Consider the following 14671-nt stretch of genomic DNA (forward strand, 5'->3'; position numbering starts at 1 on the left):
TGTTTATCGCTTAGGTGACTCATTATTAGTTTCATCATCTTTATGGGAAACCGTTTCACCTTCAATCGTAGAGCCTTTGACTTGATGGCTTTCTGGGCGTTTGTCACTTGGATCTGGACGACGCTCAAAGTCACCATCAAAAGTATTGCCTTGATCAAATGGTGAATTGCCACCTTGCTCAAAAGGATTACGACCCTGTGGTCCCATTCCCGGACCAAAACCACCACCAAAACCTGACTGGAACCCACCGTTAGCCTGCACTTTTAATTGCATGCGCTTGTAGAAAAAACCGGCCACAGGAATACGCGTAAACGGCGTCAGCAACACCAAACCAATAAAGTCAGTTACGAAGCCTGGAATGAGTAACAGTAAGCCAGCAACGGCCAACATCATACCTTCAACAATCTCTTGCCCTGGCGCTTCACCACGGGCTAACTTCTGCTGCACTTGCATTAAGGTGCTGATCCCTTGGCTTCTCACCAAAGATACACCCACAACAGCAGTAAAAATCACTAAGGCGACAGTTGTCCAACTGCCTAATACTTCGCCCACGCGGATCAGTACTGATAGCTCCATAACAGGAACGACAACAAAGATTAATAACAAAATAAAAAACACACTGACCTCACATTTCTTGCTACTTATGAAAACTAAATTGGGGTAACTCGGTCTATTTTCAAGCCATTGCCAAAAGCGTACTGGCAATAAACAGTATAAATGCTAACTAAGACTGCATTTATGCCCATAATTGTAAGCAAAAACTACTGGCATCACTATTTTAGCCATAGCTTAATGCAAGGCTAACTTAAAACACGTACAGTACCGTTCAGCTTTATTATCGGCCATATTAACCTCGTTGGCTTAATACAATTTTAATCTGTTGGACAATAGAAATAGTTTAATGCAAACCGAATTTATACTCGTCATCACAACTTGCCCCAGTGCCGACCAAGCCAAAGAGCTCGCTCGTGAACTAGTTAAGCGCAAACTTGCTGCTTGCGTACAGATCTCGCAAGGGATTTCATCCGTATATGAGTGGCAAGGAGAGTTGTGTGAAGAGCAAGAGTTTAATTTGCAAATTAAATGCTTAGCGCAGCATTACAGTGCCATTGAGCACACTCTTTCTAAGCTGCATCCCTATGATGTACCCGAGCTAATAGCAATCCCAGTAACTCAAGGATTGCCAGCCTATTTTGATTGGATAAAAGAAACCACACAGCCATGAAAAAAATTATTAACCTGTTTTTAGCCTCATTACTACTGCTTACGCCATTGGCGCATGCTGATGGCATTTTTAGCAGTAATAAATTTGATTTCTTAAAAGGCGAGCCTGAGCTCATGCCTGTCGACCAAGCCTTTGTATTCGACTTTAAGCAGCAAGGCGACCAAGTCAAAATCAGCTGGGTCATTGCCGATGGCTACTACATGTATCGCGACAAACTCAAGTTTGAAACCTCTGATGGTGCGGTAATCGGTGAAGTAGCGCTGCCACAAGGTAAGTCTCATACTGACGAATATTTTGGTGAGCAAGAGGTTTACTACACCTTTGTTGAAATGCCTGTGGCGATTAAAGAGGCTAGCGCTGGCGACAAGCTTAATGTCACCTTTATGGGTTGCGCTGAAGGCAAACTATGTTTCCCGCCAACCAAGCGTAGTGCAGAGCTAACTGAAGTCGCTAAAAATGATGGCTTACTCACTGAAACCGAAAAGCCACTAAGCAGCAATGTTACCACTGCAACTGAAGCAGTAACTCCGGCCGCGCCAATTACCCAGCAAGATAGCTTAAGCGCTATGCTATCGGGCGACAGCCTCATTTGGACCTTAGTGATCTTCTTTGGTCTAGGTATTGGCTTAGCGTTAACGCCTTGTGTTTTCCCAATGTACCCAATTCTTTCAGGTATTATTGTCGGTCAGGGCGAAAAGCTGTCTACCGCTAAAGCGTTCACACTGTCTATGGTGTACGTGCAAGGTATGGCTATTACCTATTCTCTCGTTGGGCTTATCGTTGCGTCTGCGGGTATGAAGTATCAAGCTGCATTACAACACCCTGCAGTGCTCATTGTATTAGCAATTCTGTTCTTTGTATTAAGCCTTTCAATGTTTGGCTTATACGACTTAAAACTGCCATCTAAGTGGCAAGAGAAGATGAACGCGTTCTCGAATAACCAAAAAGGCGGCAACGTTATTGGTGTATTTGTAATGGGCATAATCTCTGGCTTAGTCGCCTCTCCTTGTACTACAGCCCCGCTTTCTGGCGCACTGATTTATGTGGCGCAAACTGGCGATCTAATGCAAGGCTTCTTAGCACTTTACGTACTCAGCATGGGTATGGGTCTGCCTTTACTTATTATCGGTACATCAGGCGGTAAGCTATTACCAAGAGCTGGCAGCTGGATGGATATCATCAAGACTATTTTCGGTTTCCTATTGATCGCAGTATCAATTGTGATGATAGGTCGTATTTGGCCAAACTTTATCTCAGATCTATTATGGTCAATCTGGGGCATTGTGTTGATCGGTTACTTGATGCATCAAAACAAACTTACCGAGTTTAGCTGGAAACAAACTGTACGTTCAGTGCTGTTGATGCTAGCGCTACTAGCAAGCTTCTCTTACGGCATGCAGGCAGTAATGACTAAACTTGGTTTTAATACTCACACTACAGTTGCGACTAACAGCGCTGCAGAAAACCACGGTTTCACCCGCATTAAATCACTTGATGATTTAAAAACTGAAATCGCTGCAGCAACCGCTGAAGGCAAAACAGTAATGGTCGATTTCTACGCTGACTGGTGTGTCGCCTGTAAAGAGTTTGAAGCGATTACCTTTAAAGATGCTCAGGTACTAGAGCGAATGGATAAAATGGTATTACTACAAGCCGACGTCACCAAAAACGATGATATTGATATCGAGCTACTTGAGCATTACGACATTCTCGGCTTGCCAACCTTATTGATGTTTGACGAAAATGGCGTAATTCGTGATGATTTGCGTGTTACAGGCTTTATGCGACCAAAAGCATTCGCTGAGCATTTAGACCACTTAGTGAAATAGCTTCCGACGCGAGTATTTATACATTAGCGTAAAATAAAGCCCCTGTTTAACCTAAACAGGGGCTTTTTATATACCTGCCATAGCAAAGAAGATAAAACGTTAACATCGATCAAATTTGTTCACATTTTTCAGCTCAACTTCATAAATTTCTTATACAATGGTGCATCATTCCATAATTAAAAAGGAGCACCATGGAACCCGCCATACTCATAATCACCTTAGCCTGCGGCATGCTAGTTAGCCGTGTGGGACTTCCCCCTTTAATTGGCTATCTTGTTGCGGGATTTATGCTGTTTTTATTTGGGATTGAAGAGTCCAGTTTGCCTATGCTAGAGCAATTGGCAAACTTAGGTGTAACCCTGCTGCTATTTGCCATCGGTTTAAAACTCGATCTCAGAAGTTTATTTAAAGCAGAAGTTTGGGCAGGTTCCAGCTTACATCTTTTAGGCTCAATGCTGTTTTTTATTCCGTTATTAAAGCTGCTTGGGCTTTTAGGACTTGAGCAACTAACCGGACTCGAACTAAATCAATTAGCCCTACTCGCCTTCGCGTTAAGTTTTTCGAGCACCATTTTTGCAGTAAAAATACTGGAAGATAAAGGTGACATGCAGTCGCTATATGGCCGTGTAGCCATTGGTATCTTGATTATGCAAGATATCTTTGCCGTGGCATTTTTAACGATTTCCAAAGGCGACATTCCATCCTATTGGGCATTAGGGTTATTGCTGCTCCCGCTAGCAAAGCCACTTATTTATAAAGCTTTTGATCGCGTAGGACATGGCGAACTACTGGTGCTGTTTGGTTTGGTTATGGCGCTAGTTATGGGCGCAGGTCTATTTGAGCTTGTTGGCTTAAAGCCTGATCTTGGTGCGCTGATTATTGGTATTTTGCTTGCTGGTCACCCTAAATCATCAGAGCTTGCTAAATCACTGTTTTACTTTAAAGAACTATTCTTAGTCGCCTTCTTTTTAACTGTTGGCCTTAATGGCTTACCAAGCTTCTCTGATATTGGACTCGCGGCAATTTTAGTGCTGGTTGTACCGATAAAAGTCATTTTATTTCTGTATTTACTCACTCACTTTAAGCTACGTTCACGTACCGCACTAATGAGCTCATTTAGCTTGGGCAACTATAGTGAGTTTGGATTAATTGTCGCTGCAGTAGCAACCTCAAAAGGCTGGTTACCACCGCAGTGGATGGTCATTTTAGCGGTAGCACTTAGCTTTAGTTTTTTGTTTGCAGCACCACTGAATATCGCATCAAGCCGACTTTATCAAAAGTACCAAGCTTGGCTTAAGCGTTTAGAGAAACATCCGCTGCACCCTGAAGATAGACCTATTCCGGTTGGCAATCCGCGCTTCTTAATTTTAGGTATGGGACGCATTGGCTCAGGTGCTTATGATGAGCTCAGATCTCGTTATGATGGTGAAATTCTTGGTGTTGAGCACAAGCAAGATCTAGTTGATTTTCATATCAGCCAAGGCCGAAACGTTGTACAAGGCGATGCCTCTGATACTGACTTTTGGGAAAAGCTCGACAGGGCGCCAAACCTTGAGCTAGTGCTATTAACTATGCCGCATCATGCTGGTAATCTTTTTGCCGTAGAGCAGCTGCAATCTCTTGAATATCAAGGTAAGTTAAGTGCAATTGTAAAATATAAAGAAGATGCTGAGTCTCTAAGCGAATCAGGCGTCGACAGTGTATATAACCTCTATGAGGCTGCTGGCGCCGGTTTTGTTGAGCACTTAGTTAAAGAGCTATTAACCCCTAGCGGTACCGCACCAGATAACCCTGATGCGATTAACCATAAAAACCAAGTTGAAACTACGGTTGCAGCAAAAGACTAATTGGCTAATGAGTTAGTTCGTTAGTAAAAAAAGTCAGCGATTCACTCCTACAGTATTTGCTGTAGGAGGATAATCATTGCTTTAACGCCATCAAGATTCACCTTAGCTAAGCATCGCTATAGAGCAAAGCTGTAATACTCACATCTAACACCAATCAATATAAGAATTTGCTCTACTCAGAGCGACTTTTAGCAAACTAATTCAAGGCGAATAGCCGCACCTTAATCAGGTATTACTTATATACTTATTCCAAGCCAATTTAATTAATCAGCAAGCCCGCCAACCGACAGGCAAAAGAAAAACTCAGTTACACAAGTTACAAAGACATGATATAAATCAATAGATGGATTTTGAGCACTAAAGTACGCTTTACAGCATCAAGCATAGATTATGACCTCGCTGCCGCTCAATCGCTTGAGTTAAACCAAGCTATTTAGGTAAACCGCTGTTATTAATTTGGTCGTTAGAATCAAACCGCAGCTAAACCACTCAGTTTACAGCAACGTTTTGTACTGAACGCAAATACTAACATTCGGAAATTAAATTATGTCCAATCCCGCTCAGCGAGCAAACAAATTGTTTGTGCAAACTTTTGGCACTCAAGCTGATGAGCTTTATTGTGCCCCTGGACGCGTGAATCTTATCGGTGAGCATACCGATTACAATGACGGCTTTGTGCTGCCAGCTGCAATTAACTTTCATACTGCTATTGTGGCCAAGCGCCGTGACGACCAGCAATTTCGCGCAGTGTCGGATGCCTATCCCGGTGAGATTGTATCTTGGACCTTTGGTGAGGAAGGCACCCCAGTTAAAAAGCACTGGTCTAACTATTTAAAAGGCTTTACTGCCGCAATGGCAAGCTCAGGGCTTGCTCCTAAAGGGCTAGATATTGCTGTAGTTAGCAATATACCTATGAATGCGGGCTTATCTTCGTCGTCCGCTTTAGAAGTCGCTTTTGGTACTGCAGTTAACGATTGTAGCCAAATAAAACTCTCACCTCTTGCTATCGCTCAACTTGCGCAACGCGGTGAAAACCAATTTGTAGGCCATGCTTGCGGCATTATGGATCAAATGATATGCGCCCTTGGCGAGCAAGACCACGCCTTTTTAATTGATTGCCTCGATCTTGATAGCGAAGCCGTTAGTATCCCAGAAAATTTGAGCTTGTTGATCATCAACTCCAATGTTAAACGCAGCGAAATTGAAGCCCAATACAATTTACGTAAAGAGCAATGCCAACAAGCTGCCAACCACTTCGGCCTTGAGTCATTGCGCGATCTTGACCTCGCGACCTTAGAGGCAGCCAAAGTCGAACTACCTGAGGCTTACTACAAGCGCGCTAAGCATGTACTCAGTGAAAATCGCCGCACACAAAATGCAGCTTGGGCATTGGAGTCTGGCGATATCGCTAAATTAAGTCAGCTAATGGCCGAGTCTCATATTTCAATGCGTGATGACTTTGAGATCAGCACCACTGAAATTGATTACCTTGTCGAGATAGTATCAGAGGTAATAGGAAATCGTGGCGGCGTGCGTATGACCGGCGGTGGCCTTGGTGGCTGTGTTGTCGCGCTAGTTGATCATGAGCTCACCGATGCTGTAGTTGCTACGATTGAACAAAAGTTTACGAATAAAACCGGGCTAGAAGCAGATATTTACTTGTGCTTAGCCAGCGATGGTGCCAAACGCATCGACGACTAAAATAACGCTAACAGGACGAAAAATGGTACGTATTCGCGCTCTTGAACCTTGGACGGATCCACGTGGTGGACAGATTGAACGAGTACTCATGGATAACGGCACTCTTGCCGTTGAGGTATTAAGCCTCGGTGGGATAATCCGCTCTCTATGGGCCCCAGATAGAGAAGGCGAACGTGCCAACATTGTTTTAGGATGCGATAGCGCTGAAGACTATTTAACTCAACAAGCGCATTTAGGTGCAATTGCAGGACGATTTGTTAACCGAATCGCCAAGGGGCAGTTTTCTGTTGCTGATCAACACTACCAGTTAGATGTTAATCAAGCTGGTAATTGCTTACACGGCGGTCACGAAGGATTTCATCGAAGAAATTGGCAGTTAGGTACGCTCCCTGATGGCGTGCGCTTAAGTTTACGCAGCCCAGATGGCGATATGGGCTTTCCAGGCAATTGTAATATTCAGCTAGATTACCGTCTTGTAGGCAATAATTTATACGTAGAAATATTAGCAAGCACAGATAAAACCAGCCCTATCAACCTTTCACAACACAGTTATTTTAACTTAGACGCCAGCGAAACAACCCTTAACCATCAGCTACAAACCTATGCTGAGCAGTATTTAGCGATGGATGAAACCGGCATACCTACTGCGATTTGTAGAAGCCAAGGTAGTGGTTTAGATTTATCCATTCCAACACAGCTACAGTCACTAATTGGTCAAGAAGAGTTCACCAGCACCAAGGGTATTGATCACTGCTATTTATTACCCCAAAGCGAATCTAAATTGCAGCGCTTTGGCACATTAAGCTCTCCACTTAGTGGCCGCAGCTTAACTTTATATACCAATCAGCCAGGTGTGCAGGTATATGGTGCAAACTATTTGCATGGGACTATAGGTAAGAACCAGCAAGTGCTCAAGCAGTATCAAGGCCTATGTCTAGAGCCACAGCAGATCCCTGATGCCCCAAATCAACCACAAATAGCGGGCAGTGCGTTAATCGCACCGGGCGAAATCTATCACCACATTAGTCGCTATCAGTTTGAAAGTGAGTAATAGCAAACAAAGCACATAAAAAAACAGCGCCTATAAGGCGCTGTTTTTTTTAATCGTCGTAATCGTCCGACCAATCGTCATCGTAATCGTCGCCATCGGCAGACTCTAACTCTGGCTCGTCGTCATCATCAGCTGGTGCTGCTTTAGCTTTCTTTGGTGCTGCAACACTCTTTGGGTTGTTTGCTTCAACCCAACCTTGATGCTTAGCCATAAACTCTTCTCTGGCTGCAAACCAAGCTGCACCGCAAGTCTTTTCAACTTCTGCGATAGCCTGATCATCAAGCTCATGTAAGTTTGGCTTAACGATATCTTCTGCATACTCGATGATTGATTCGCGAGTTGCGTTATAGAAGTAAACGCGTCCAGCAGAAGCATCAGGAAACTGTTTATCATGAATTAGAATGGTATTGCCACGAGCAGTTCTTAGCTCACCGTACCAAACTGGTTTTTTTGAAGTCTTATACATATATGTTAATGCCCTTAAATCAACACATACAAAAATAAATAAGAAGTAAATTGCGCTAACATTTACCTCCGTTTTCCCTATATTTTTTCATCAGGGACAGAAGCGGTATTTTTACAGATTTTTGCCGAATATCAATAGTTGAAAATACGAAATATCACTCTCAAAGATGAAATAAATCACATAAATTATTCAGCTCTTATCGAATTTAGTTCAAAGCAGCGGTTATTCAAGTTTTTCGTTATCAATAAATGTAAAAAAACATCCACCTAGTTAACAAACCTCACAACATCAACCGTTTAGACAACAAATACTAATGAAAGACAACAAGCTGATTTTCTATAGATATTAGGCTATCGCTATAATATGAACACAAGATGACAAGCCTATATTAGTCGGTCAAAGCCTGTTCGATTTTACCGGCCTACTTGCACATATCTTCTACAAAAATTGGACCAACAAAATCGCCTTTATGACTAAAAATCATCACTTATTCACCTTCTTGCCTCACTCTCTCAGACAAATTCACCAGACACTGAATCGTCACTCATTAATGCCTATTAAGCACTATAGTCCTACTCACTGCGGGATACCTGATTAAGCGATTAATATAAACGAGCCGAAAGGCTCGTTTTTATCGTGGCTACAAGACTAGCGCGCCTTTTCAACCATTCTCTGAATCACCTTATTATGAGTCACATCATCAGGCGCCTTCCCCTCTGCACCTAGCTCATCACTACCATGACAAGCTAAACAAGCTCCTACTCGGCTGATTCTATCCATCTCTTGTTTATAAAATGGGCGTGCCCCCTCGTGGGAAGTTGATTGCAGTTGGTTGCCCTGCTCATCCACAAAACGTTCGAGTTCAAAATCCACTGGAGCCTTACCATCTGGAAAGTTACGCTCGATATCGTATTGACCACTACCTAAGCCTAAAACCTTAGGATTGGTATGACACTCTTCACAAGTACGCGACGTTTTACTCATGGTATGTGGCTGAATCGGATTGTGAGATAAACCACTAGTGCCATCTTTAGTCATATAGGTTTTATTAGTCACGATCGCTTTTTCGCCATCAACTTGAGTTAAGAACACCTGGCAACCAGGAACAAAAGTAGAAACCTTACCACGATGATTAATCCCAAGAGCCGGGTTCTCCCAACGTACATAGGAGCGAGATTCACTCCAGCTAAATGCCTGCTTTTTAAGGTTAGATTTTTTACCTAGCTGTGATATGTCGCTATTTTCACCCACAAGCCAGTCGCCATTAGGCTTACTGACATCTTGCTTGGCGTGGCATCCGTAACACTGAGGCGCCCACGCTGCATGGCAAGTCGAACATTCCATTTTCTCCATGTGGCTAGCAATCTTGACCATTGCCACTTGGCCTTCTTCCGATAACTCTGCGCCATTAAGCTGCGGCACATTAAGCGTTTTTCCATCAATCTTTGTCGTTAAAGTCACTTTACTGCCGTCACGCTTTAGGTTGGTCATCTTATTGCCGCGTGAAGTTTCTAAAGTGGCATCAGCTGATGTTGTGCCATGGCACGTCTCGCAACGAACCTCTAACGCATACTCTTTTTTGGTATATAGATAGCCATCACCATGCATTTCATCTTTTGTATGGCAATCAATACAGCTCATACCAGCGTCGTAATGCAGATCAGCTTGCAAGAAGTTATAGTGTTTACCATGTAACTTGCCTTGCTTACTGCCATCAGCTTTATAAGGCGTACCATAACCATCTGACTCCATCATTCCCATATAGCTGACACCAGTACGGCCGCCACGGTTGTGGCAGTGCTGACATTGTTCAACTGATGGAGCTCTGGTCATTTTGTGTTTACGTGGACGGTCCTTTTGCGTCTTATCTATCGCTTTGTCGCCACCTTCATAGGTTGCGGCATTACTATACTCAACGTGACATGCCGCGCAGCCAGACGCACGGTAATCACCATCTCTTTGATGACCATCACTCCAAATATGGCAACGTAAGCATTGGTTACGTAAATAGTCATCACCCGGTGAATTCGTACCTGACTCAGCTTTGCTAGGATCATAGCTAGGTAACTGCGTTAATGAATCTACTGTGCCTTCTCTACCGGTTTTCAACGCTTTTACATCGTAGGTTGCGTGAATAGAATCTCGTGTTTGGCTACCAAAATTATAACGGGTACCAGAAATCATACCCGCCATAGTGGCATGTAAGGATGTCCTTGCGTTATCAACTTCCTCGCTATGACAACTGCCACAGGTTTTCTCGACAACTCGCAAGTCAGTTGGGTTTGCCCACATATTTTTGTGGCCATTCTCTAAGGTTGTGGCATCACCATTACCGTTATGACAGTCAACACAAGTTAACTCCGCCATCATATCTATATCAGAAAACTGTTCGATTCCTTCATGGCAGCTCAAGCAGCCTGTGTTCTCATCCCACTGAGCAAGCGCATTAGACATCCCTATGCTAAGAATCATCGGTATAGCAATGAGAAAGTGTATATTTTTCATCATTTTCATCTCCGGTTAGCTACAATTTAAATAACCTTGTTATTATTGTGCCTTTATATTCTGCTCAGCTTACAAAAGACATGTAAGCAAACCGTTAACTAAATGTGAGTTTGATCGTATTTTTTTGGAGGAATTGAGTTACAAGTAGAGTTTCTAAGAAATTATTGAAATTGATGAAATTTTTTATCTATGTCCAAAAAGAGCGCATTTATTCAAATCCCTCTTCAAGAGTGAGCCCTACACTTAGTCAAACTGTTGTTAACAACTCAGTTAAAGATAGCTAAATTAGATGAAAACCTTATTAAATATAGTGACTTGAAAACGAACAACTTAACAAGATAAGATGCGCGCCTACATTCAAATCAGACACTCAACATTATGAATAATAAAACGATTATAGCCGTATTAGTGGGGCTAGTGCCTTTAGCTCAGGCTCAAGCAGCCAACTCAGTAGAGGGACTTGTTTTTGCAGATGCTAATTTTAAAAAGTGCGTAGAAGTTCATCGCGTCACGGATCCAAGCCAAACTAAGAAGTTAAATTGTCGCCATTTACCGATGCAGAGTGTTAGTGATTTGAAATTCTTTCCAGCACTAGAAACGGTAACCTTGGCAGGACCACAGATAAGTGCGATTGATTTAAGCCATAACCCTAAGCTAAAAGACCTTTCAATTAGCTCAAATCAACTAAGCGCAATCGATTTAAGCCATACTCCTCAACTAGAAGCTTTAAGCCTAGATGCTAAGTTAATTAGCAAAATTGATCTTAGCCACAACTCTAAATTGAAAGAGTTAGCAGTCATGTCTGCTAAATTGGCTGAGATTGATTTAAGCCACACACCGAAATTAGAAGAGCTAAACGTATCATTTAACCAGCTAAGCTCGCTGGATCTTAGTCACACACCTTTACTGACCGATCTTGCCATTGTGGGTAATCAACTGACTGCACTTGATCTCAGTAAAGTACCGGCATTACGTTACTTTTCAGCCAAAGAAAACCAATTCACATCAATGGATTTCAGCGCCAACAAAGCCCTAGTACAAATTGATTTAGGTTCAAACAAACTTAATGAACTTAAGTTGCCTGTAAATAACCAAATCTCAAGTTTAGGGCTTATGTATAACCAGCTAACTCAATTAGATGTAAGCCATAGCCCTAAATTAAGTAAGCTGTACATCACTGATAATAAAATCAGCAAACTCGATGTTAGCCACAACCCAAAATTGCGTAAGCTATGGGCAACCGGTAATCCTATAACTGCGGTTGATATTAGTCACAATGAGAAGCTCAGTGATTATGAGTTTGAAGAGTCGACAAAAGTCAGTGAGTAAGCGCTAACCCCAATAAAAAAGCGGCCAAATGGCCGCTTTAAACGCAATCAACGAACTTCTAGAAAGAAGCTGTTATCACGTCAGAACAAAGACTGCTTGTGGCTTCGCAGATCTTATATTCTACTGATGCTGGTGCATCTGTGAAACGGTCACGGTAACGACCATCATTACTTGTTGTAGCAATTGCATTGCCGTCACGATAGATAACAACATCATCGCCAGCAGCGCCATCCCAAGTTAAGTCAACTAATGCGCTTCCGCGACGCGACAGTTTAGTACGTGCAACTGCTGCAGTAATATTGTGCTCAAACACTTCAACATCCATTGTTGCTGTATCAGTGTTTCCGTCAGCATCTGTTACTAGCATAGAAACAGTGTAAGTTCCTGCTACTGCATAAACATGTGATGGGCTCATATCTGTTGATACACTGCCATCACCGAGATCCCAGCTGTAGCTAACGATGTCATCATTCACATCACTACTTAAGTTAGTAAAGGCTACGTTCAAACCATCAACTGCATAGCTAAAATCAGCAATTGGCGCTGCTGGCGCTGCTTCACCCACGCCAGAAATGACTAATCCCCAACTATTCAATGTGCCTGTATCTGCACCAACATTGTCATCAACAGATAAACTCCAAGTACCTGTTGCAACTTCGCCATTAAATGCGCTTAAGTCCCAGCTCTTAACAATATCATCTGCACTGCCACCTTCACGGTTATGCAATACCACTTCAGTACCCGCTGGTGAAGTCAGTGTTACAGCTAAATCACCAATCCAAGTATGTGAAATATCAACATTGGCATTAACACCAAATACTTGAACATCATCAGCAACATCAATAGTACTCACAATACCTGGAGCGTTATCAGGAATAGCCACTGAGTCGGTGTTAGTGTAAGTAAAGTCCTGTAACCCTTGTGGTAACACGCTCAACGAAACAGCTTTATCCTTAACTGTTGAACCATCATCACCTGTTACTGTAATGGTGTAGTCACCCCATGCAGCCGCAGCATCAGTTGCTACATTAACAGTAAACGAATCACCAGCCATTACGCTATTGCTTGATAAAGTTACACCTGCTAGTGCCGGTGATACTGCAACCGACAATGCAACAGTGCCATCCCAACCTGCGACACTGCCAACACTATAGTCGAAACTGACCGAACTTCCCGCTTCTACAGTTTGCGACGCTGGAGTCACAGTAAAGCGATATCCAGGATCTGGATCGGCCAGATCAAGAGCGTTAGCCACATTAAGGCGAGAGCCTGCAACAGTCTTACCCGTTAGATCCGCGTTCACATCACCAGAGTCCATCAATAGCTGTTTCATTTCCGTTGGTGAAAGATCTGGATTAATAGACCATACCAATGCAGCTGCGCCGGCAACATGCGGTGTTGCCATAGAAGTACCAGAGAAAGTTGAATAAGTATTACCTGGAGTCGTTGATAAAATTGCCGAGCCTGGTGCGCCCATATCAACACTGGTTAAACCCCACTGAGAAAAGCCAGACATTGCATCATTGCGATCGGTACTGGCAATCGCCATCACCGCGTCAGAGTCGTAACTTGCAGGGTAACTAGCACTAGCGTCATTGTCATAAGCGCCGTTACCTGCTGCTGCAACAAATAAGATCCCTGCATCACCGCCAGACTCAATAGCATCTTTTAACGCTTGGCTAAATCCACCGCCGCCCCAAGAGTTGTTGGTCGCTTTAATATCAACACCATGATTCACCTTTAAGTCTGTCATATAGTCAATACAAGCAATTGCGCCTTCAGTTGAACCTGAACCGCTAGCATTTAGGAATTGACAACCAACAATGCTGACATCCCAGTTAACGCCAACCACACCGACACCGTTATTACCTGAAGCACCGATTGTACCAGCAACATGAGTACCATGGCCGTTGTCGTCCATTGGGTCACCGCTATTATTATTAGCATTGAAACCATGGATATCATCAATTACGCCGTTAGCATCATCATCAATACCGTTGCCAGGGATCTCATTAGGGTTAGTCCACATATTGGCTTGCAAATCTGGGTGGTTATAATCAACACCAGTATCAATTACACCAATTACGACAGAGCTATCACCCGTTGTAATGTCCCACGCTTCAACAGCATCAATATCAGCATCAGCAGTACCACCGTCTTGGCCAGTATTATTTAGTCCCCATAACGACACAAAGTCAGGATCATCTGGTGTACCGATAGCCTTAATAACATAGTTTGGTTCAGCGTATTTAACCGCAGGGTGGCGGCTAATAATCTTAATTGCTTGCCCCACATCAGAGCCAGATCTTAAAGTTAACCGAGCTAACTTACCATCAAGCAAATTGGCAAAACGATCATCAACACCATTGGCGTCGAGATCTCGCATTGACCCACGCACTAAACGCTGTGCTGATTCACGTTCAGCCTTAGTGGCATTGTCTTTATAAACAACGATAAGTGAGTCTTTAATATATTCAGGTTGCACAACAGACTTAGCTTGTGCAGGTACAGACGAAACCGCAATTACTCCTGCGATAGCGACTGCTAACGGTGTTAATTTTTTCAACATAACAGGTCCCTTTAATCCTTTAAGTATCCCCAATTTGGCGCATTAAACATCTCCATTAGCAGCAAGCTTGCCAGTGAAATAGGTCTGTGCGCCGCGAGCTTTTTAACCGTAAGGATTGTTGCCATAGTGACTGTTCATTTAAAAGTAGG

At 43.1% G+C, this 14671-nt stretch carries 10 protein-coding genes; 6 read left to right on the forward strand and 4 right to left on the reverse strand.

The window, feature by feature from the left end; all coding sequences use genetic code 11:
* Window positions 1–3 precede the first annotated feature (3 nt).
* Window positions 4–618 carry an FxsA family protein gene (locus tag MSG37_RS08510; protein WP_248470163.1) on the reverse strand — a complete coding sequence of 205 codons (615 nt, stop codon included), beginning with the start codon at window positions 616–618 and terminating at the stop codon, window positions 4–6.
* A gap of 283 nt (window positions 619–901) precedes the next feature.
* Here MSG37_RS08510 and cutA point away from each other — a divergent pair, with 283 nt between their 5' ends.
* From cutA to MSG37_RS08535, 5 genes are all read left to right on the forward strand, one after another.
* A complete protein-coding gene (gene cutA, locus MSG37_RS08515) occupies window positions 902–1225 on the forward strand; it encodes a divalent-cation tolerance protein CutA (protein WP_248470164.1) in 324 nt (107 codons plus the stop codon).
* A complete protein-coding gene (locus tag MSG37_RS08520; RefSeq protein ID WP_248470165.1) occupies window positions 1222–3054 on the forward strand; it encodes a protein-disulfide reductase DsbD in 1833 nt (610 codons plus the stop codon). Before cutA ends, MSG37_RS08520 begins: the two co-directional genes overlap by 4 nt.
* A 191-nt stretch (window positions 3055–3245) precedes the next feature.
* Complete coding sequence (locus tag MSG37_RS08525) at window positions 3246–4901, forward strand: cation:proton antiporter family protein (protein WP_248470166.1); 1656 nt, start codon at window positions 3246–3248, stop codon at window positions 4899–4901.
* A gap of 546 nt (window positions 4902–5447) precedes the next feature.
* Window positions 5448–6602, forward strand: a complete 1155-nt coding sequence (gene galK, locus MSG37_RS08530) for a galactokinase (protein WP_248470167.1) — start codon at window positions 5448–5450, stop codon at window positions 6600–6602.
* A gap of 22 nt (window positions 6603–6624) precedes the next feature.
* Entirely contained in the window at window positions 6625–7653 is a 1029-nt protein-coding gene (locus MSG37_RS08535; RefSeq protein ID WP_248470169.1) for an aldose epimerase family protein, read from the forward strand.
* 49 nt (window positions 7654–7702) lie between these two features.
* Here the strand turns inward: MSG37_RS08535 and MSG37_RS08540 are convergent, their stop codons facing one another.
* Both MSG37_RS08540 and MSG37_RS08545 read right to left on the reverse strand, forming a co-directional pair.
* On the reverse strand, window positions 7703–8119 hold the full coding sequence (locus tag MSG37_RS08540; RefSeq protein ID WP_248470170.1) for a hypothetical protein: 417 nt from the start codon (window positions 8117–8119) through the stop codon (window positions 7703–7705).
* Window positions 8120–8767: 648 nt separating this feature from the next.
* Window positions 8768–10627 carry a multiheme c-type cytochrome gene (locus MSG37_RS08545; protein WP_248470171.1) on the reverse strand — a complete coding sequence of 620 codons (1860 nt, stop codon included), beginning with the start codon at window positions 10625–10627 and terminating at the stop codon, window positions 8768–8770.
* 375 nt (window positions 10628–11002) lie between these two features.
* On the opposite strand from MSG37_RS08545, the gene MSG37_RS08550 reads away from it, so the two are divergent.
* Entirely contained in the window at window positions 11003–11953 is a 951-nt protein-coding gene (locus MSG37_RS08550; protein ID WP_248470172.1) for a hypothetical protein, read from the forward strand.
* Window positions 11954–12011: 58 nt separating this feature from the next.
* On the opposite strand, the gene MSG37_RS08555 is transcribed toward MSG37_RS08550, so the two are convergent.
* Window positions 12012–14522: a S8 family serine peptidase gene (locus tag MSG37_RS08555; RefSeq protein WP_248470173.1), complete on the reverse strand. Its 2511-nt coding sequence runs from the start codon at window positions 14520–14522 to the stop codon at window positions 12012–12014.
* Between the last annotated feature and the right edge of the window lie 149 nt (window positions 14523–14671).

Origin of the sequence: Shewanella sp. 1CM18E, from assembly GCF_023161665.1 — a bacterium.
Taxonomy (GTDB): Bacteria; Pseudomonadota; Gammaproteobacteria; order Enterobacterales; family Shewanellaceae; genus Shewanella.

Excerpts from the sequence above, each read along its gene's own strand:
- cutA (WP_248470164.1), top strand. The coding sequence starts at position 902 with ATGCAAACCGAATTTATACTCGTCATCACAACTTGCCCCAGTGCCGAC.
- MSG37_RS08520 (WP_248470165.1), top strand. The coding sequence starts at position 1,222 with ATGAAAAAAATTATTAACCTGTTTTTAGCCTCATTACTACTGCTTACG.
- MSG37_RS08525 (WP_248470166.1), top strand. The coding sequence starts at position 3,246 with ATGGAACCCGCCATACTCATAATCACCTTAGCCTGCGGCATGCTAGTT.
- galK (WP_248470167.1), top strand. The coding sequence starts at position 5,448 with ATGTCCAATCCCGCTCAGCGAGCAAACAAATTGTTTGTGCAAACTTTT.
- MSG37_RS08535 (WP_248470169.1), top strand. The coding sequence starts at position 6,625 with ATGGTACGTATTCGCGCTCTTGAACCTTGGACGGATCCACGTGGTGGA.
- MSG37_RS08540 (WP_248470170.1), bottom strand. The coding sequence starts at position 8,119 with ATGTATAAGACTTCAAAAAAACCAGTTTGGTACGGTGAGCTAAGAACT.
- MSG37_RS08545 (WP_248470171.1), bottom strand. The coding sequence starts at position 10,627 with ATGATGAAAAATATACACTTTCTCATTGCTATACCGATGATTCTTAGC.
- MSG37_RS08550 (WP_248470172.1), top strand. The coding sequence starts at position 11,003 with ATGAATAATAAAACGATTATAGCCGTATTAGTGGGGCTAGTGCCTTTA.
- MSG37_RS08555 (WP_248470173.1), bottom strand. The coding sequence starts at position 14,522 with ATGTTGAAAAAATTAACACCGTTAGCAGTCGCTATCGCAGGAGTAATT.